Below are 19,862 nucleotides of genomic sequence, written 5' to 3' on the forward strand. Positions count from 1 at the left end.
CGGTACTGCTTTTCAAGGCCTGTAAAATTAGTAATAAATTTGGGGAATTCCGGGATGAATTCGAGGCATAATACGGAAGAAATGATTTTTAACAAAATCCAAACCGGGTTTAGGTCAAATTGACGGTTTTTGACATGTGTACTGCGGGCAGGACACGGCAGTCTGTCAAAATGCCGAAAAAAAAGCCATTCATCCATAAAAAGCGGAAAAAGTGTGAATACTTTTTATAAATTTAGTCGTTTTATTACAAGTTTATAAACCACACAAAACTCCACGTTTATGGCAAAGGCGATTCAGCCGTCTAAATTATTTGTGGCCAGCTGCATGGCATTACTGGTTACTTCCCTGTCCTTCGGCATCCGTGCCGGCATTTTAGGCGACCTGGGAAAGCAGTTTGACCTCAGCGCGTCGCAACTGGGTATTATAGCCAGCACCGCTTTCTGGGGCTTCCCGCTGGCAGTAGTAATAGGAGGATTTGTGGTGGATATCATTGGCATGAAACGCCTGCTGTTGGCTGCCTTTTTGCTCCACCTGGCCGGCATCCTGCTGACAATATTCGCCACCGGATTCAGCACCCTGTTTGTATCCACGCTCTTCATCGGCATGGCCAACGGTACGGTAGAAGCGGCATGTAACCCGCTGGTAGCAACCATCTACCCGACCAACAAAACCACCAAGCTCAATCACTTTCACCTCTGGTTCCCGGGCGGCATCGTGATCGGCGCGCTGGTAGTATTCTTCCTTTCGGGTATGGGCCTGAATTACAAGGTGCAGATGGCGACCATGATCATCCCCACTTTATTATACGGTTACCTGTTCCTGAAGCCGGATTTCCCGGTAACGGAGCGCGTGGCTTCCGGTATCACCAATGCGCAGATGTACCGCAGTATTTTCAGTCCGCTGTTCATTGTGATCTTTATATTAATGTTTGGCACCGCCATCACCGAGCTGTTTACCGGCCAGTGGATAGAAGTGCTGTTAAAGAACGTCACTGAAAACGCCATCCTCATCCTGGCGATGACGGCCGGCGTACAAACCCTGGGACGCGCTTTTGCCGGCCCGATTGTACATCGTATGTCGCCCACCGGCGTACTGCTGGTATCCGCCATCCTTTCCGCTGTTGGCCTGTACATGCTGGCCCATGTAAGCGGCAACCTGGTATTTCTGGCCGCGTTTATATTCGGCATGGGCGTTACCTACTTCTGGCCTTGCATGATCGGTTTCGTCTCCGAGAATATTCCTGAATCCGGCGCCCTGGGTATGAACCTGGTAGGCGGCGCAGGGATGTTTGCCGTTTCAATTTATACTATCTTCATGGGCGGATTTTACGACAGCATCCTCGCCAAGCAGTTACCTGCGGGCGCTTCGCTGGATGCCTACCGCACCGCCGCAGCAGGCACGCCTGAAGCAGCCGCTTTTGCCAAAGCGCAGGCAGTGGCAGGCCCTGAAATCCTGAATGTGACCTTAGTAATACCTGTAGTACTGATATTCGCCTTCACCGGCCTGTATTTCTATATGCGCAACCGCAGGAAACCTGATATCGCAATCGCATAATAAATCATCAATCATACTAGATAAAAAGCTGAACTGAATATATGACACGCAAGCTAAGAATGGGAATGATCGGAGGCGGTAAAGATGCCTTCATCGGTGCTATCCACCGTATTGCCGCCAATATGGACGGTCTTATTGAACTCGTTGCAGGCGCACTCAGTGTTAACCCTGAAGTGGCCGTTGAATCCGGTAAAATGCTGTTCCTCGACCCGGAACGCACCTACACCGATTTCAAAACCATGCTGCAAAAAGAAGCTGCCATGCCGGCAGACAAACGCCTGGATTTTGTTACGATCGTAACGCCCAACTTCGCACACTTCGAACCTGCGATGATGGCGCTGGACCTGGGTTTCAACGTGGTAATCGAAAAACCGATCACCATCTCCCTGGACGAAGCCAAACAACTGAAAGCAAAAGTGGAGGCTACGGGGCTTTCCCTCCTGCTCACCCACACCTACACCGGCTACCCGATGGTAAAACAGGCAAGGCAGATGGTGAAAAACGGCGACCTCGGCAAGATCCGCAAAGTATGGGTAGAATACCCGCAGGGCTGGCTGTCCAAACTCAGCGAAAGAGAAGGAAACGCGCAGGCAGCATGGAGAACCGATCCTAAACGCTCCGGTAAAGCCGGCGCAATGGGCGACATCGGTACGCATGCCTTCAACCTGGCTGAATATATCACCGGCGCAAAACTGGAAAAGCTTTGCGCGGACCTGAATATCGTAGTGCCTGGCCGCGCCCTCGACGACGATGGCGGCGTGCTGCTGCGCTTCGACAACGGCGCTTCCGGCGTGCTGATGGCATCGCAGGTGGCTGCCGGTGAAGAGAATGCATTGAAGATCCGCGTGTATGGCGAAAATGGCGGCCTGGAATGGGCCCAGCATGAGCCTAACACCCTGCTGGTAAAATGGCTGGATAAACCGGCTCAGATCTACCGCGCCGGTAACGGTTACGGCTACCAGAGCTCTTACATGACGCACAATACCCGCACACCGGGCGGCCACCCTGAAGGCTACCTCGAAGCGTTCGGAAACCTCTACCGCAACTTTGCGCAGACGCTCTCCGCCAAGATTGACGGCAGGGAGCCTGCTCCGGAATCCCTGGACTTCCCGGGTGTAGAAGAAGGTATCCGCGGTATGGCATTTATTGACAACGTGGTGAAATCTTCACAGAGCGACGTTAAATGGACTAATTTCGAGATCTAATCGGTTAAACGGAAAGGTATTATGAGAACTATAAAAGGACCTGGTATTTTCCTCGCTCAGTTTATGGGCGATGCCGCCCCCTTCAACAGCCTGAAAAGCATCTGCGAATGGGCGGCATCCATCGGTTTCAAAGGCGTACAGATCCCCAGCTGGGATACCCGCCTCATCGACCTTCAAAAAGCGGCCGAAAGCAAAACCTACGCCGATGAGATCAAAGGCATCGTCAACGCAGCCGGACTCGAAATCACTGAATTGAGTACGCACCTGCAGGGGCAACTGGTGGCAGTCAACCCTGCCTTCTCTGAAATGTTTGACCAGTTTGCTCCGGCGCCCTATCATAATAACATCAACGCACGTACGGAGTGGGCCGTAAACCAGCTGAAATACGCTGCTAAAGCCAGCCGTAACCTGGGCCTCGATGCGCACGCCACTTTCAGCGGCGCGCTGCTCTGGGCGCCTGCCATGTACCCATGGCCGCAACGGCCTGCCGGACTGGTGGAAGCTGGCTTTGCCGAACTGGCAAAACGCTGGATGCCTATCCTCAACGCCTTCGATGAACAGGGCGTGGACGTGTGCTACGAAATACACCCGGGGGAAGACCTCCACGACGGCGCCAGCTACGAACGCTTCCTCGAAGCCACCGGCAACCACCAACGTGCCTGCCTGCTCTATGATCCAAGCCACTTCGTACTGCAATGCCTCAACTACCTCGAGTATATCGACATCTATCACGAAAGAATCAAGGCATTCCACGTGAAAGATGCGGAGTTTAACCCGACAGGCCGCAGCGGCGTGTACGGCGGATTCCAGGCATGGATCGACCGCCCGGGACGCTTCCGCTCCCTCGGCGATGGACAGGTAGATTTCAAATCCGTATTCAGCAAATTAACCCAATACGATTACGCCGGATGGGCCGTTATGGAATGGGAATGCTGCATGAAACATCCGGAAGACGGCGCAAGGGAAGGCGCTCCGTTTATTAAAAACCATATCATCCGCGTGACCGACAAGGCATTCGATGATTTCGCAGGCGCCGACACCGACGACGCTTTCAACAAAAGAATTTTGGGAATCTGATAAAATAACAAGCATCTAAAAAAAACAGAAAATGAAAAAGAGATATTTGGCGCCGTTTGTATTGAGTGCTTTATTCTTCGCAGCCTGCGGAGGTGGTAGTAAATCGGGTGAACAGGCAGCAACCAGCGAAACAGAGCAGCCTGCAGACAACTCCATGGTATCGCCGAACGCCAATAAGCCAATGACCAAAGGCCAGGAACTGATGGCGCAGCAGGATTGCAAAACCTGCCATAAAGAAGAAATGAAGCTGGTAGGCCCGTCTTTCAAAGACATCGCCGGTAAATATCCCAACACGGAAGAAAATGTGGATAAACTGGCTGATAAGATCATTAAAGGCGGTTCCGGCAACTGGGGAGAAGTAGCAATGCTGCCACATTCCAACATCTCCAAGGACGATGCGAAGGAAATGGTGAGATATATCCTTTCTCTTTCTGCCAACCAATAACCTTATCATCAAAAATGCCAGCATGAAAAAAGTAATAATAGGAGCCGCACTGGCTGCATTCATCTGCACCGCTGCTTCCGCTCAAACTATCAATACACTTACCGCAAAGGAAAAAAAGGCTGGATGGAAACTGCTGTTTGACGGCAAGACCACCAACGGTTGGCATACTTACCTGAAAAATGAGGCCAGCCCTGCCTGGAAAGTAGAAGACGGAGCCCTGGTGCTCGACCAGGAAGCCAAAAAGAATGGCGCTCCCGGTGGCGACCTCGTCACCAACGACGAATTTGAAAACTATGAACTGAGCCTGCAGTGGAAAATCTCCGAAGGCGGCAACAGCGGTATCATCTTCGGCGTACACGAATCGCCCGAGTTCCATGCCACCTACGAAACCGGTCCTGAAATGCAGGTGCTGGATGATGAAAGACACAAGGACGGCAAAATACCGAAACACAACTCCGGCGACCTCTATGACCTGAAGAAGTCCGCCAAGCCTGCCGTAAAACCGGTAGGCCAGTGGAATACCGCCCAGATCATTAAAAAAGACGGTCACCTGACGCTGAAACTCAACGGGGTAACCACCGTTACCACTACCATCGGCACGCCTGAATGGGACGCCCTGGTTGCCAACAGCAAGTTCAAAACCTGGAAAGGCTTTGGCAAATACCAGAAAGGCCATATCGCCCTCCAGGACCACGGCGACGTTGTGTCCTACCGCGACATCAAAATCAGACAACTTTAATTACTACATAACGTCCGCCCAAAAAGCGGACGTTATACTTCTGAGCCAAAAGGGCACTACCAGACAAAAAGCAGGTAAAGATCCGCCACAGGCGGATTTTGCTTTTACAGCCGCCGCTTTTTATTTAATCTAACAACCACGGATAAACGATGAAGAAACTCACCACGTTCCTCGCCTTTTTATTACTGGTGGCCGCCATTTCGGCCAATGCCAAGCACAAATACCGGGTGCTGGTATTTTCAAAAACAAAGGGGTTCCGGCATGACTGCATCCCCACCGCCCGGCAGGCCATCCTGAAACTGGGCGCCGAAAATAACTTTGCGGTAGATACGACCGAAGACGCCTCCGTTTTCACTTACGACAACCTGAAAAAATACGATGCCGTGATTTTCAGCTGCACCACCGGCGACGTACTTGACAGCGCACAGCAGGAAGCTTTCATAAAATACATCCATAAAGGAGGCGGATTTATGGGCATCCACGCAGCTACGGATACAGAGTACGACTGGCCATGGTTCGGACGCCTGGTAGGGGCTTATTTCACCAGTCACCCTAAACAACAGGTGGCCACGCTGAAGGTGATCGATAAATCCCATATCTCCACCAAACACCTCCCGGACGACTGGACAAGAAAAGATGAATGGTACAATTTCAGGGATATTAACCCGGACATTCACGTGCTGATCAAGATAGACGAATCCACCTACGAAGGAGGTAAAAACGGCGACAACCACCCGATGTGCTGGTACCACGCTTTCGAAGGAGGACGTTCCTTCTACACCGAAATGGGCCACACTAAAGAGTCCTACGCCGACCCGCTGTACCTGCAGCACCTGCTCGGAGGAATCCAATATGCCGCTAACATCAAAGTGAAATAATCCCTTAAAATTATGAAACCAGTTTTCAGACTACTCCTGGTAATAGCCCTCATCGCTACCGTTACCGGATGTACGAAAAAGAGAGAAGGCAAGCCCCGCATCCTCGTGTTTACCAAAACCACGGCGTTCAGGCATGCTTCCATTCCTGCCGGTATCGCAGCCTTTCAGACGAAAATTGCCAGCGACCTGAATATCATCGTGGATACCACGGAGGATGCCAGCAAATTCAATGAAGATACCCTTTCCCAATATGCGGCCGTAGTATTCCTCAATACCACCGGCGACGTGCTCGACAACTACCAGGAAGCCGACTTTGAAAGATATATCCAGGCCGGCGGCGGTTTTGTAGGCGTGCATGCCGGTACGGATACGGAATACGACTGGCCCTGGTACAATCACCTCGTAGGCGCACAATTCGCCAACCACCCGGAAGGCGTGCATGATGCCAAACTGATTGTAAAGGACCAGCAGTTCTTTGACCCGTATAAGCTGCCGGCTACCTTTAACCAGGTGGATGAATGGTACAATTTCAAAAAGATGGATACCACCCTCAAAGTGCTGATCCAGCTGGATGAAACTTCCTATAAAGGCGGTACGATGAACAACAACCACCCTATCGCCTGGTACCATGATTACGACGGCGGCCGCGCCTTTTATACCGGTATGGGCCACACGCCGGAAGCTTACCAGCAGGAGAACTTCCTGAACCAGCTGAAAGCCGGCGTGCGTTATGCCATCGGCGACAATAAGGTGCTGGACTACTCCGCCGCTACCACGCTCCGCGTGCCTTCGGAAGACCGCTTCACGAAAAACGTGCTGGCAGCAGGTCAGTTCTTCGAACCAACGGAAATGACTATACTCCCTAACCTGGATATCCTCGTGGCACAGCGCCGCGGCGAACTGCTGCTGTACAAACAGGCGGACAGGTCCATTTCCCAGGTAGGCTTCCTGAACGTGTATTATAAAACGGAAGTGCCCAACGTCAATGCGGAAGAAGGCTTCCTCGGCCTTGCAGCTGACCCGGATTATAAGAACAACCACTACATCTACGCTTTTTATTCTCCCCGGGATACTTCTGTAAACCGCCTTTCCCGCTTTACCTTCACGGATAATAAGCTGGATACGGCGTCAGAAAAGATCATCCTGCAGTTCTACAGCCAGCGGGATATCTGCTGCCATACCGGCGGTTCTATCGCCTTCGGGCCGGATAACCTGCTGTACCTCTCCACCGGGGATAACACGACGCCGTTTGACGAACCAGGCCAGCAATTCGGCTCAAAAGGTTATGGCCCTACGGACGACCGCCCCGGCCACCTGCAGTACGACGGCAGAAGGTCCTCTTCCAACACCAATGACCTGCGTGGTAAAATCCTGCGCATCAAAGTGATGCCGGATGGCAGTTACACCATTCCAAAAGGCAACCTGTTCCCTCCGGGCACACCGGGCACCAAGCCGGAAATCTTCGTCATGGGTACCCGCAACCCTTACCGTATATCCGTTGACCGTAAAAACGGGTATGTATATTGGGGAGAAGTAGGCCCTGACGCCAACAACGATGATTCCCTCCGTGGCCCACGTGGTTACGATGAAATAAACCAGGCTAAAAAGCCCGGCTATTATGGTTACCCGCTGTTTATTGCGGACAATAAACCCTACCGGGAATACAATTATGAAACCGGGGAAAGCGGTAAGTTTTACGATCCTAAAAAACCGATCAACAACTCCCGCAACAACACCGGCCTGAAGGAACTGCCGCCGGCGGTGCCTGCGTTTATCTGGTACCCGTACGCCAAATCAGAGGAGTTCCCGCTGGTGGGCGCCGGTGGCCGCAACGCGGAAGCCGGACCGGTATATTACAGTGAATTCTATCCAAAAGACACCCGCTTCCCGGATTACTATAACAACAAGCTGTTTATCTACGACTGGGTACGTGGCTGGATCATGGCGGTTACCATGGATAAAGACCATAACTATTCCCGGATGGAACGCTTCATGCCTCACCTGAAGCTGAACGCTCCGATCGATATGGAAATGGGCCCTGACGGCCGCCTTTACATCCTCGAATATGGTAATGGCTGGTTCAGTAAAAACCCGGATGCGGCCCTCACCCGTATCGACTACAACGGCGGCAACCGCGCGCCGGTAGCGCAACTGCAGGTGGATAAGCTCAGCGGCGGCCTGCCGTTTACCGTGAAATTATCAGCCGCCGGCAGTAAGGACCCGGATGGGGATCAACTCACTTACCTCTGGACATTCGGCAACGGTAATAAAAAAGAAACCACCGAGCCTACCGTTACCTATACCTACACCACCGCAGGCGAATACAATGTGGGCGTGGAAGTAAAGGATAACAACGGCGCCAGCACGCGCAGCCAGCAAATCAGCGTATATGCCGGCAACGAAGCGCCGGTAGTCAGCATTAATATCGCCGGCAATAAAATGTTCTATTTCCCGGGCAAACCCGTGCAATACACGGTGAACGTTTCCGATAAGGAAGATGGTTCCTCTGCCGATGGCAAAATCGACAACAGCAACCTCTATGTTAAATCCGACTACCTGGAAGGCCGTGATAAAGCCGCTATGCCACAGGGCCACCAGGTGATCACCGGCGCCATTGCCGGTAAAAACATCATGGAGGTATCCGATTGTAAAACCTGCCACAAAGTGGATGAAAAGTCCATCGGACCATCCTTTAAACAAGTGGCGGAGAAATACAAATCCGATCCTTCCGCTCCTGAAAAACTGGCGCAGAAAATTATCAACGGCGGTGGCGGCGTTTGGGGCGAGACCGCTATGGCAGCGCATCCGGGCCTGTCCACCACGGAGGCCAAACAACTGGTAGAATACATCTACTCCGTTGGCGGCGCTACCACCAAAGAGCCATCCCTGCCGGCTTCCGGCAGCATCAACCCCGCCGGGAAAGGACCGCTGAAAGACGATGGCGTGCTTTATATCAGCGCCAGCTATACGGATAAAGGCGCTGCCGGCATCAAACCAATGACCGGTACTGCCAGCGTAGCGCTGTACAGTCCGCGCATCCCGGCATCGGCCTATACCAAAGCCGATGGCGTGTCCGCCTTTGAAATCAACGGCATGAAATTCCTCATCCCGGGCGTGCCTTCCAGCACGGTGGAATACGGCGATCTTGACCTGACAGGCGTATCGGCGGTAGACATGAACTACATGACCAATGCCGCTTCCGAAGCAGGCTTCAACGTAACCGCTTACCTGGATGGCAACCAGATCGGCGCGTTCCAGGTAGGGCCTGGCGCACAGCCAAGGCAGCCGGCAACCGGTTCTGTTAAATTACCGGGCGTGAGCGATGGTAAAAAACATACCCTGAAATTTGCGTTTAAACCGATAGATCCTGCCAAACAGGCGCCGTTGGGGATAACGTCGATTTTATTGAAATAACAGCCTGTTCAAGGCATAAAAAAAATCCCTGACGTTACAAGCGTCAGGGATTTTTTTTATCACTTATTAAGGCAGTAGGTTTACGCCATAAAAAAGAACAGCAGATTACTTCGTATAGTCGTTGGGTTTAGTGCCAAAAAAACAAACCAATCTACTTCGTATAATCCTTCGGTTTATTCCCCATCACAAACGTAATCACTCCTCCATGCATAATATCCGCATGGCTGATCGTCAGCTTCTTCCACTCCTTCCCATTCAGCAGTACCTTTTGTACATACACATTTTTGTCTGACTGATTCCGCACATCCACGGTAAATGATTTCCCATTTTCCAGCTGCAGCGTCGCCTTATTCACCGCGGGACTTCCCAGTTCATACTGGTCGGAGCCGGGGCACAGCGGGTAAAAGCCCAGGGAGGAAAAGATATACCAGGCGCTCATCTGGCCGCAGTCATCATTGCCGCCGAGGCCATCCGGGCCGGGGTGATACATTTTCTTCAGGATCATACGCACCCTGTCCTGCGTTTTCCATGGCTGGCCGGTATGGTTGTAGAGGTAGGCCACGTGATGCGAAGGTTCATTGCCATGTACATAATTCCCGATGATACCGTCGCGGGTAATATCTTCCGTTTCCGCAAAATATTTATCCGGCAGCTCCATGGTGAAAAGCGAATCCAGGTGTTGCGCAAATTGTTTCTTGCCACCCATCATTTCAATCATTTCAGCGGGGTATTGCGGTACGTACAGGCTGTAGTTCCACGCATTGCCTTCAATAAAGCCCTGGTCGTGCGTTTGCAGCGGGTCAAAATCTTTTTTGAAGGAGCCGTCGCTCAGGCGGGGGCGCATGAAGCCGGTGGAGGCGTCATAAACATTTTTGTAGTGGAGGGAGCGTTTGATGAACTCCTCGTAGATATCCTTGCGGTTCAGCTTTTTGGCTACCTGGGCAATGCACCAGTCGTCATAAGCATATTCCAGCACTTTAGATACGGAGGCGCCTTGTTTATCCTCCGGGATATAACCATTATCAATATAGTACCCGAGGCCGTCATAGCTGCGGTGGCGGGCCGTGGTCACGCAGGCTTCCAATGCCTTGTCTGCATCAAACGGCGCGTTTCCTTTTATGATGGCATCGGCGATTACAGATACGCTGTGATAGCCGATCATACACCAGTTTTCGTTGGCATAGTGGGACCATACCGGCAGCATATGCTGCGCGCTTTGCTCGTAATGCGCTACCATAGAGCGTACCATGTCCGCGTTGCGGGCAGGCTGTATCAGGTTAAAGAAAGGATGCAGGGCGCGGTAGGTATCCCAGAGGGAGAAGGTGGTATAATTCGTATAACCGTTGGCGTTATGCACATTCATATCCAGTCCGCGGTAGTTGCCATCCACATCCATATAGGTAGTCGGATTGATGAAAGCGTGGTACATCGCGGTGTAGAAGTTCTCCTTCTCTTCCCTGGAAGGCGATTCAATACGGATTTTATTCAGTTCTTTGGCCCAAAGCGCCTGCGCGTCAGCCTTCACTTTATTGAAGTCCCAGCCCGGCGCTTCCGCATATAAATTTTTCAATGCGCCGGCAGTGCTTACCGGGGAAATGGCCAGTTTGATTTTGATCTGCTCCCCGGGGGTGGTGTTAAAGTCAAACCAGGCGCGGATCTGCCGCCCTGCCATTTCCGGGAAATTATGCGTTTGATCAAACTTGCGCCAGAAGCCGCGGTACACGTTGTTGGCGTAGTTCTGATGACCGTAGCTTTTAAACGGCTTGGAGAAGGTCATGGCGAAATACACTGTTCTCGTACGTGCCCAACCGTTAGTCTGCCGGTAGCCGGTGATGGTGCTGTCGTTTTCCACCCGGATGAAAGTCCACACATTCTTGTTTTCGTAGTTGTAGATGTTGGACATCATATCCAGGATGATATGCGCTGGCTCCTTGCCATTGAAGGTATATTGATGAAACCCTACCCGGTTGGTAGCGGTGAGTTCTGCCAGTACGTCCGGCTCGTCCAGTTTCACTTTATAGTAACCTGCTTCGGATACTTCGCTGGCATGGGAAAAGGTAGAGCGGTAGCCGGTTTCCGGGTGGTCCGCCGTACCGGGATTGAGTTGCAGCGGGCCCGTGGCAGGCATGATCAGGAAATCCCCGAGGTCCGCATGGCCGGTACCGCTGAAATGGGTATGGCTGAATCCTACGATGGTTTTATCCTCATACTGGTAACCCGCGCAATACTTATACACATCCTTATTGTATTTCCCATCCATTTCGTAAGGTATGGTATCCGTTTCCGGGCTGAGCTGCACCGCGCCGAAAGGCACGGTAGCGCCGGGATAGGTATGCCCCATTTTCATGGTACCGGTGATGGGCTTTACATATTGCAGGAGGTTTTCCTGCGCGTTGGCAGCTACTGCCGCAGTGAGTAGCAAGGGCGTCAAAAATTGCTTCATGGTTGATGTTTAAGAGCTATAAAAAATACATCCCGAAGAATCGGGATGAAGTATTTACAGTGAACAATGAAATTCTTTTTTATCCATCTTTTACTTTACCGCGGTAGAGTAAGAGTAGGGGAAATCAGCCGGGCTGGTTCCTTTTGTTTTATTAGGAGCCGCGCCCATATTGAATACCAGCTTACCGCCATTTTGCAGGTCCTGGTGGCTGATCCAGTTTTTCGTATAGTTTTTACCGTTAAGGGACGCGCTTTGCACATAGAGGTTTTTGGCGCTGTTAGCCGGCGCTTCAATCACCATTTTCTTACCGTCTTCCAGCGTCATGGTGAGTTTGGAAAATAACGGCGTGCCGAATACATATTGCGGCGTACCAGGGCATACCGGGTAGAAGCCCATCGCGGAAAACACGTACCAGGCGGAGGTTTGGCCGTTATCCTCATCCCCGCAGTAACCATCCGGCGTAGGTTTGTACAAGCGCTCCATCACCTGGCGGATCCAGTATTGCGTTTTCCATGGCTGGCCGGCGTAGTTGTACAGGTAAATCATATGCTGGATGGGTTGGTTGCCGTGCGCGTACTGGCCCATGTTCATAATCTGCATTTCGCGGATCTCGTGGATGACGCCGCCGTAATAGCTGTCGTCAAACGCAGGTGGCATTTTGAATACGGAATCCAGCATTTCCACAAACTGCTCTTTTCCGCCCATTAAGGTGGCCAGGGCATTCACGTCGTGGAAAACGGACCAGGTATAGTGCCAGGAGTTGCCTTCGGTAAAGGCATCTCCCCATTTGAATGGGTTGAAAGGCGTCTGGAATTTGCCATCCTTGTTTCTGCCGCGCATGAGCTTTGTTTCCGGGTCAAACACGTTGCGGAAGTTCTGGCTGCGTTTTGCAAAGCGGTCCAGCTCTTCTTTTGGCCGGTTCAGGGCTTTTGCCAGCTGCAGGATGGTGAAGTCGTCGTAGGCGTATTCCAGCGTACGGGCGGTGTTTTCATTGATATTTACATCGTAAGGCACATACCCCAGGGTATTGTAATATTTCACGCCTTTACGGCCTACAGAGGTGAGCGGGCCTTCGTTTTCAGAATTTTTCAGCACTGCTTCGTAGAGGGTATTGATATCATAACCGCGGATACCTTTGATATAGGCGTCAGCGATGAGTGAAGCGGAGTTGGAGCCGATCATGCAGTCGCGGTGGCCGGGGCTCGCCCATTCAGGCAGCCAGCCGCTTTCCTTGTAAGCGTTGGCGAGGCCCTCCATGATGTGGCTGCTCAGGCTCGGATACATGAGGGTGAAGAACGGGTGTACGGCGCGGAACGTGTCCCAGAAGCCGTTATCGGTAAACATATAGCCGGGTAATACTTCCCCTTTGTACGGACTGTAGTGCACCACTTCATTTTTTGCATTGAGTTCATAGAACTTGCGCGGGAAGAGGAGTACGCGGTACAGGGAGGAGTAGAAGGTGCGCACCTGTTCCGGTGTGCCGCCCTGTACGGCGAGGCGGCCCAGTTCTTTATTCCAGATATCTTTCGCTTTGTTTTTGGTAACGTCGAAGTTATCGCTGCCAATTTCCCGTTTCAGGTTGAGTTCCGCCTGGTCGTAGGAAATAAAGGACGATGCGGTTTTGATCGTCACTTTTTCCCCGCGTTGGGTTTTGAAGCCCACTACCGCGCCGCTGTGGTTGGACTGCATTTCCAGCTTGCCGGCAACCAGCACGCTGTCGTGCCAGGTATGGGCTACGGTAAACGGTTTATCGAAATAGATCACGAAATAATTTTTGAAGTTCGCCGGTACGCCGCCGCTGTTTTTAGTGGTGTAGCCGATGATCTTTTTTTCTTCCGGGATGATTTTAATGTAGGACCCTTTGTCGAACGCATCTACCACGAGGAAGGAGCTATCGCTGGCCGGGTAGGTAAAACGCAGTTGCGCGGCTCTTTCCGTAGGCGTGATTTCCGTGGTTACGTCGGCATCTGCGAGGTACACGCTATAGTAGTATGGTTTGGTGATTTCCGATTTGTGGGAGAACCAGCTGGCGCGTTTCCGCTGGTCAAACTTGATGGAGCCTGTTACCGGCATGATGGCAAACTGGCCATAGTCGTTGATCCAGGGGGAAGGCTGGTGGGTTTGTTTGAAGCCGCGGATCTTGTCGGCGCTGTATTGATACGCCCATCCGTCGCCCATGGCGCCGGTTTGCGGCATCCAGAAATTCATACCCCATGGCAGGGCGATGGCGGGATAGGTGTTACCGTTAGACAGGCTTACTTTGGAATCGGTGCCCATGAGGGTGTTCACCCATTCCACCGGTTCCTGCACTTTTTCCACCGTCTGACTCTTGGCGTGGTGCATTAAAAAAATAGCTACAGCTAGCAATCCAACTTTTTTCATACTTGTATTTATAAATGGAATACTTACAAAATCGATTTAGCACAGGTGAATTAAAAAAAGATTCTCTGAAGAATCTTTACTATCTCTGATACCATACCCGTGATAAATGTATAATTTTTTTTTAGATCAAGGGGAAATATTGGGGAGAAATTTATGGACGGCGGGCCGGGGGGTATCGTCCGGGCGGCGGCACTTCCGGGGAGAATGCTGTGGGAACGGGGGCGCTGTCCGGAGCGGGGACCCTGTAAAACGCGGTGAATAAGGCCGGGGGCGGGCGGCGCTACTACCGGGGAAAATGCCATGGGAACGGGGGCGCTGCCCGGAGTGGGGACCCTGTAAAACGCGGTGAATAAGGCGTCAGGCGATACTACCGCGGAAAATGCCGTTGGATCGGGAGTGCTGTCCGGAGCGGGGACCCTGTAAAACGCGGTGATTAAGGCGTCAGGCGCTTCTACCACGGAAAATGCCGTAGGATCAGGAGTGCTGTCCGGAGCGCCCCCCCTGTAAAACGCGATGAATAAGGCGTCAGGCGATACTACCGCGGAAAATGCCGTAGGATCGGGAGTGCTGTCCGGAGCGGGGACCCTGTAAAACGCGATGAATAAGGCGTCAGGCGATACTACCGCGGAAAATGCCGTAGGATCGGGAGTGCTGTCCGGAGCGGGAACCCTGTAAAACGCGAATGGCGCCCGCCTCACGTCGAACTCCGCACAATCAACCGGCCCGGGAGCGCTACCTGCGACTCCTTAATAGGCCCGGACTGTTTATCCAGCTGCTTCATCAGCAAACTGATTGCCTTCGCGGCAATGCCTTCGATCGGCTGCTCTATCACCGTAATACCCGGCGGATAAAGGCGGAAAATATCATGATCATCAAAGCAGATGGCCGCCATTTGCTTAGGCATGCTGATTTTCAGTCGGCCCATGGCCTCGAGCCCCAGGATGCCTAAATAGTTCGTAGCGAAGAAAATAGCATCCATATCGCGGTTCTCCTGTATGAAAGCTTCCAGCGTAGCGAGGTTTTGTTCCCTGCTGTCATGGTAATTCAGTTCCAGCACCCGCTTCTTACGGAAAGGGATATCCTTTTTCTTCAGGGCCTGTGTATAACTGCGCTGGCGCTCGGCCAGCTGTATCAGGGACACATCTACCGTTACATAACCTATTTTGCGGTAGCCCCTTTCAAAGAGGTGATCCATGCCCAGCTGCACGCCGTGAAAATTATCGATGAGTACATACGGCGCTTTGATGCCCGGAAAGTAGCTGTCCATCAGCACTACGGGCTTATGCATCTGCAACAGCCGCCTGATTTCGTTTTCCATACCGGGGGCGGGCGTGATCAGGTAACCATCCACCATCTGGCGGCCCAGCATACGAATCAGCTCACCGCCTTTCTCCGCATTGTTTTCCGTACTGCAGTACACCACATTATACCCCAGGCGCTCCGCCTCGGTTTCGATGGTGCGGGCCAGGCTGGCGAAGAAGCTGCCTGAAATACTTTCCACAATAAGGCCCAGTGTTTTGGATTGCCCCGTACGTAAGTTAACGGCTACACGATGCGGCTCGTAACCGGACTGATTCACCACACTCATGATCTTTTGCGCTACCTCGTCGCGGATACGCATCTGTTTTGCCTTTCCGTTTAAAACAAAGGATACGGTACTGGGAGCTACGCCAGCCATCCTGGCTACATCTTTGAGTGTGAGTCTCTTCATTTGGGAATTTTTTGGACAGTTACCAGCACGCTCTTCCACGTTTTAACATTTCTTTAAAAGCGTTCTGCCGATTTCCGGGGGCGGAAATTACAAAAATACTGGCAGACCAACTTAAATTGCTTATATTACGAAAACAGTTTTTTGGCCGGATAATATTGGATGTGATTCCACGTTAAGCAAATATAGCTACTCAATATTTCACAAAGGCCATTTGTACTGTAGCCAACATTACACAGTTATCATGAAGCAACTCACAACAATCAACGATCCGATTTACATCAAGCCTGCAACCGAATTGGCAGCCGACCGTTTTTTTAAGCGCTATATCCGCGATGAAAGGGACTTGCCTTTTGTGTACCTGACGCTGAAAATCACCTTCACGCTGTGGCCCCTGGCCATCCTGTTGTACATCCCCGGATTGAACAACTGGATGTGGTGGACTGCCGCGATTGCTTACCAGTTCCTCAACAACGTGACGTTCAAAGGGCCGTTCGGCCTCATGCTGCATTGCACCAGCCACCGCGTTTTCTTTGACCGTAAATACCAATTCCTCAACCACTACCTCCCCTGGGTGATTGGCCCGCTGTTTGGCCAGACGCCTGAAACATATTACAGCCACCACATCGGCATGCACCACCCGGAAAACAATATGCCGGAGGATGAAAGCTCCACCATGGCCTATCGACGGGACTCCTTCCGGGGCTTTCTCCATTACCTCGGCAGTTTCTTTTTCGCAGGTATATACCACCTGGCCACTTACCTGTTCCGGAAGAAAAGGAAAAACCTGCTCATGCGCTCCGTAAGGGGCGAGCTGCTGTTTATCCTTGCCTGTGTGGGATTATCCTTTATCAACTTCCCCGCAACGTTCGTTGTGTTTATCCTGCCGTTCATTATTTCCAGGATCATAATGATGGTGGGCAACTGGGCGCAGCACGCATTCATCTGTCCGGCCGATCCTGACAATCCCTATAAGAACAGCATCACCTGCATCAACACTAAATACAACCATAAGTGCTGGAACGACGGGTATCATATCAGTCACCACGACAAGCCCAGCATGCACTGGACGGAGCATCCCGTTTATTTTAAGAAAACTTTGGGATTGTACATTGAAAACGACACGATCGTGTACGACGGCATTCACTTCCTGCACGTATGGCTGTGGCTGATGACCAAGCGGTACGACCTGCTGGCCAGGCACTTTGTGGACATCGGCGGCAAATTCCGCTCCGAGGAAGAAGTCATCGCCTTCCTGCGGGCACGTACCCGCCCGATCCTCACGGTTCCACAGCCGGCAATGGCGGCCGCCTAGCAGGATTATTTACCGTTTTTGTCTGATTTTTTAATTTTTATACCAGGGGCAGGGGCTTAAAACCTTTGCCCCTGTTGCGTTTTAAGACTATTTAACAGATATTATAACAGAATATCTTAATGATTATGATTATTCATAACAATAAGTAACTAAATTTGCGCTCTAACTTTTTTTATATAAAGTAAAAAATATGCGTACTGTTACACTGAAAAGGGTTGTGATCACCGGCTTGGGGGCATTAACACCTATCGGGAATGATGTAAATACTTTTTGGAGCAACTTAAAGGCGGGTGTTAGTGGCGCTGGCCCTATCACCAAATTTGACACCACAGAGTTCAAAACAAAATTTGCCTGTGAGGTTAAAAATTTCGATGTAGAAAAATACATGGATAAAAAGGAAGCCCGCAAAATGGACAACTTCACCCAGTACGCTATGGCGGCTGCGCACGAAGCTGTTTTGGATGCAGGCCTCACCAACGAAGGCATTGATAAAACTAAAGTAGGGGTGATCTGGGCTTCCGGAAACGGCGGTATGCTCACCTTCGAAGAGCAGATCGTGGAATTTGCACAGCAAAACTTTGTGCCTAAATTCAACCCGTTCTTCATTCCGAAACTGATTTCCGACATCGCTGCCGGCCAGATTGCCATGAAATATGGTTTCATGGGTATCAACTTCTGTACAGTTTCTGCCTGCGCTTCATCCAGCAGCGCGCTGGTGGATGCGTTTAATTATATCCGCCTGGGTAAAGCCAATGTGATCGTTGCCGGCGGCTCCGAAGCCCCTGTAACCCGCGCTGGTATTGCCGGCTTTAACGCGCTGAAAGCGCTGTCCACCCGGAACGACGATCCTTCCACCGCTTCCCGTCCGTTTGACGCCGACCGCGATGGATTCGTTATGGGAGAAGGCGCCGGCGCCATCATCCTCGAAGAGTATGAGCATGCCATCGCCCGCGGCGCCACCATCTACGGCGAAATGATCGGCGGCGCTATGACCTGCGACGCTTACCACCTCACCGCCACCCACCCTGAAGGCCTCGGCGCAAGACTGGGTATGGAGCAGGCTTTGGAAGATGCCGGCGTAACCGTGGCCGATGTGGATTATATCAACTCCCACACCACTTCCACTCCTGTTGGGGACATCAGCGAGCTGAAAGCCATCAGCGCAGCGTTTGGCGAGCATGTTGAAAAACTCAACATCTCCGCTACCAAATCTATGACAGGCCACCTCCTGGGCGCTGCCGGCGCTATCGAAGCGATCGCCTGCATCAAAGCCACCCAGGAAGATATCGTTCCGCCTACCATCAATACCAGGGAACTGGGCGAAGGTATCCCGACAAACCTGAACCTGACCCTCGGCAAAGCCCAGGAACGCCCTGTGAACATCGCCATGAGCAATACTTTCGGCTTCGGCGGTCACAACGCTATCTGCGTGTTCAAAAAATACAAAGCGTAAGTTTTAACGCTATTAAATAAGTGAAAAGCTGGTCGTACGACCAGCTTTTTTTCGTATATGCCTACCCGGAAAACCACTTTTTTTCCCACCGCCCCGCCGCGTAATTTTACAGGAAACCTATACCGGGTACCCCTGCTAACTGTAAAAACCCGGGATCAACCGATCCCCGCGGACTTATTGCTCTTAAATTAAAAACATATGATCCCAACAAGCGTTAAAAATCTTGGCGTGGCAATGCTGGCAGCCCTGTTGCTCCCGGCATGCTCCAAAGAGCCACTGACCCAACACGAGGCCATTACCGGCACGACGGCTATGTCTCTCCCCCCCAACACCCCTGATACCACCTGGAGAATTACCGCATGCTGGTACAGTATTAACGGCGTACTAAGACCGATGGCCCTGTACACCTACGACAGTACCAGCGGCAGGCTCTCCCACCTCACCATGAACTCCGGCTATAACGATAACTGGCATTTCTGGTTCTTTACCGTAAAATACGACGGGGATAAAAGGTACTTTATCCAGGGCGCCGGCGATACTACCCTGCAGGTGCGGGTCGACAGCCTTGGCAGGGCCACGGATTACGCCTGCAATATTTTCGGCAACGGGCAGCCGGTGGCGCAGCAGGGCCATATTACCTATTACGAGCCGTCCCGCCTTATCAGCCACATCACCCGTACCATGAACGGCGTAGTAGATACGCCCGTCATTTACTGGAACGCGCCGGACTATGAACCGTTCCTGAAAGCCTGGAAATCCCCGGCAGGAAGCTGGGTGACCCTGAACTATGACCGGTCCAATATTAACGACTCCACGCACTACGCCATCTACGATGAACTGGACCAGCCGGATGAATTTCCGGTCAGGATCATGCGCCTCAGCGGCCTGCTCCCGTACCGGTTTAAAACGAAGGTGGGCAGCCTCAGGTACGTCAGCGGCGGCAGCGTGGTCGACAGCCTGATACTGACGGACCATGTGATCGACAGCCGGAAAAAATTACTGGCCTATAAGTGGGGAGCTATTCAATACACCTTCAACTGGACTCCCGTGCCCTGATACCGCTACCCGTACGCTTTCCGTCATTTATGAACCCAAACGCAGGCCTGTCAGCAATTCTGACAGGCTTCTTTTCTTTGCCAAAAATCCGGTAACTTTATACCTTAATTCCTGTTCACAACTGCCCGCTTACTTAAGATGCTGCTAACCTGATGTGAATTACTTATACTCTAAATCTTAAGCGGACTGCACT

General features: G+C 51.8%; 13 protein-coding genes. 10 read left to right on the forward strand and 3 right to left on the reverse strand.

Annotated elements, in window-relative coordinates; genetic code table 11:
* Positions 1 to 279: 279 nt before the first annotated feature.
* The 7 genes from BOC67_RS19935 to BOC67_RS19965 all read left to right on the forward strand — a co-directional run bounded on the left by BOC67_RS19935 (position 280) and on the right by BOC67_RS19965 (position 9,312).
* Positions 280 to 1,554 carry a sugar MFS transporter gene (locus tag BOC67_RS19935; protein WP_291912763.1) on the forward strand — a complete coding sequence of 425 codons (1,275 nt, stop codon included), beginning with the start codon at positions 280 to 282 and terminating at the stop codon, positions 1,552 to 1,554.
* Positions 1,555 to 1,595: 41 nt separating this feature from the next.
* On the forward strand, positions 1,596 to 2,759 hold the full coding sequence (locus BOC67_RS19940) for a Gfo/Idh/MocA family oxidoreductase (protein ID WP_291912765.1): 1,164 nt from the start codon (positions 1,596 to 1,598) through the stop codon (positions 2,757 to 2,759).
* A 21-nt stretch (positions 2,760 to 2,780) separates the two neighbouring features.
* Positions 2,781 to 3,836 (forward strand): sugar phosphate isomerase/epimerase, encoded by a 1,056-nt coding sequence (locus BOC67_RS19945; RefSeq protein ID WP_291912767.1) that lies wholly within the window; start codon positions 2,781 to 2,783, stop codon positions 3,834 to 3,836.
* Positions 3,837 to 3,867: 31 nt separating this feature from the next.
* Positions 3,868 to 4,281: a c-type cytochrome gene (locus tag BOC67_RS19950; protein ID WP_291912769.1), complete on the forward strand. Its 414-nt coding sequence runs from the start codon at positions 3,868 to 3,870 to the stop codon at positions 4,279 to 4,281.
* Positions 4,282 to 4,303: 22 nt separating this feature from the next.
* Positions 4,304 to 5,020: a DUF1080 domain-containing protein gene (locus tag BOC67_RS19955; RefSeq protein ID WP_291912771.1), complete on the forward strand. Its 717-nt coding sequence runs from the start codon at positions 4,304 to 4,306 to the stop codon at positions 5,018 to 5,020.
* A 149-nt stretch (positions 5,021 to 5,169) separates the two neighbouring features.
* Positions 5,170 to 5,898, forward strand: a complete 729-nt coding sequence (locus tag BOC67_RS19960; protein WP_291912773.1) for a ThuA domain-containing protein — start codon at positions 5,170 to 5,172, stop codon at positions 5,896 to 5,898.
* 12 nt (positions 5,899 to 5,910) lie between these two features.
* Positions 5,911 to 9,312, forward strand: a complete 3,402-nt coding sequence (locus tag BOC67_RS19965) for a ThuA domain-containing protein (protein ID WP_291912776.1) — start codon at positions 5,911 to 5,913, stop codon at positions 9,310 to 9,312.
* Between the two features lie 151 nt (positions 9,313 to 9,463).
* Here BOC67_RS19965 and BOC67_RS19970 read toward each other — a convergent pair whose 3' ends face one another.
* The 3 genes from BOC67_RS19970 to BOC67_RS19980 form a co-directional block, all read right to left on the reverse strand.
* The gene (locus BOC67_RS19970) at positions 9,464 to 11,755 is read right to left on the reverse strand and encodes a GH92 family glycosyl hydrolase (protein WP_291912778.1); all 2,292 of its coding nucleotides are present in this window, start codon (positions 11,753 to 11,755) and stop codon (positions 9,464 to 9,466) included.
* 90 nt (positions 11,756 to 11,845) lie between these two features.
* Positions 11,846 to 14,137: a GH92 family glycosyl hydrolase gene (locus tag BOC67_RS19975; RefSeq protein ID WP_291912781.1), complete on the reverse strand. Its 2,292-nt coding sequence runs from the start codon at positions 14,135 to 14,137 to the stop codon at positions 11,846 to 11,848.
* Positions 14,138 to 14,831: 694 nt separating this feature from the next.
* Complete coding sequence (locus BOC67_RS19980; RefSeq protein ID WP_291912782.1) at positions 14,832 to 15,848, reverse strand: LacI family DNA-binding transcriptional regulator; 1,017 nt, start codon at positions 15,846 to 15,848, stop codon at positions 14,832 to 14,834.
* A 241-nt stretch (positions 15,849 to 16,089) separates the two neighbouring features.
* On the opposite strand from BOC67_RS19980, the gene BOC67_RS19985 reads away from it, so the two are divergent.
* From BOC67_RS19985 to BOC67_RS19995, 3 genes are all read left to right on the forward strand, one after another.
* Entirely contained in the window at positions 16,090 to 17,160 is a 1,071-nt protein-coding gene (locus BOC67_RS19985) for a fatty acid desaturase (RefSeq protein ID WP_291912784.1), read from the forward strand.
* 190 nt (positions 17,161 to 17,350) lie between these two features.
* Complete coding sequence (gene fabF / locus BOC67_RS19990) at positions 17,351 to 18,613, forward strand: beta-ketoacyl-ACP synthase II (protein WP_291912786.1); 1,263 nt, start codon at positions 17,351 to 17,353, stop codon at positions 18,611 to 18,613.
* A gap of 198 nt (positions 18,614 to 18,811) precedes the next feature.
* Positions 18,812 to 19,669: a hypothetical protein gene (locus BOC67_RS19995; protein WP_291912789.1), complete on the forward strand. Its 858-nt coding sequence runs from the start codon at positions 18,812 to 18,814 to the stop codon at positions 19,667 to 19,669.
* The last annotated feature ends 193 nt before the right edge of the window (positions 19,670 to 19,862 follow it).

This window comes from Chitinophaga sp. CB10, assembly GCA_001870995.2.
GTDB lineage: Bacteria > Bacteroidota > Bacteroidia > Chitinophagales > Chitinophagaceae > Chitinophaga.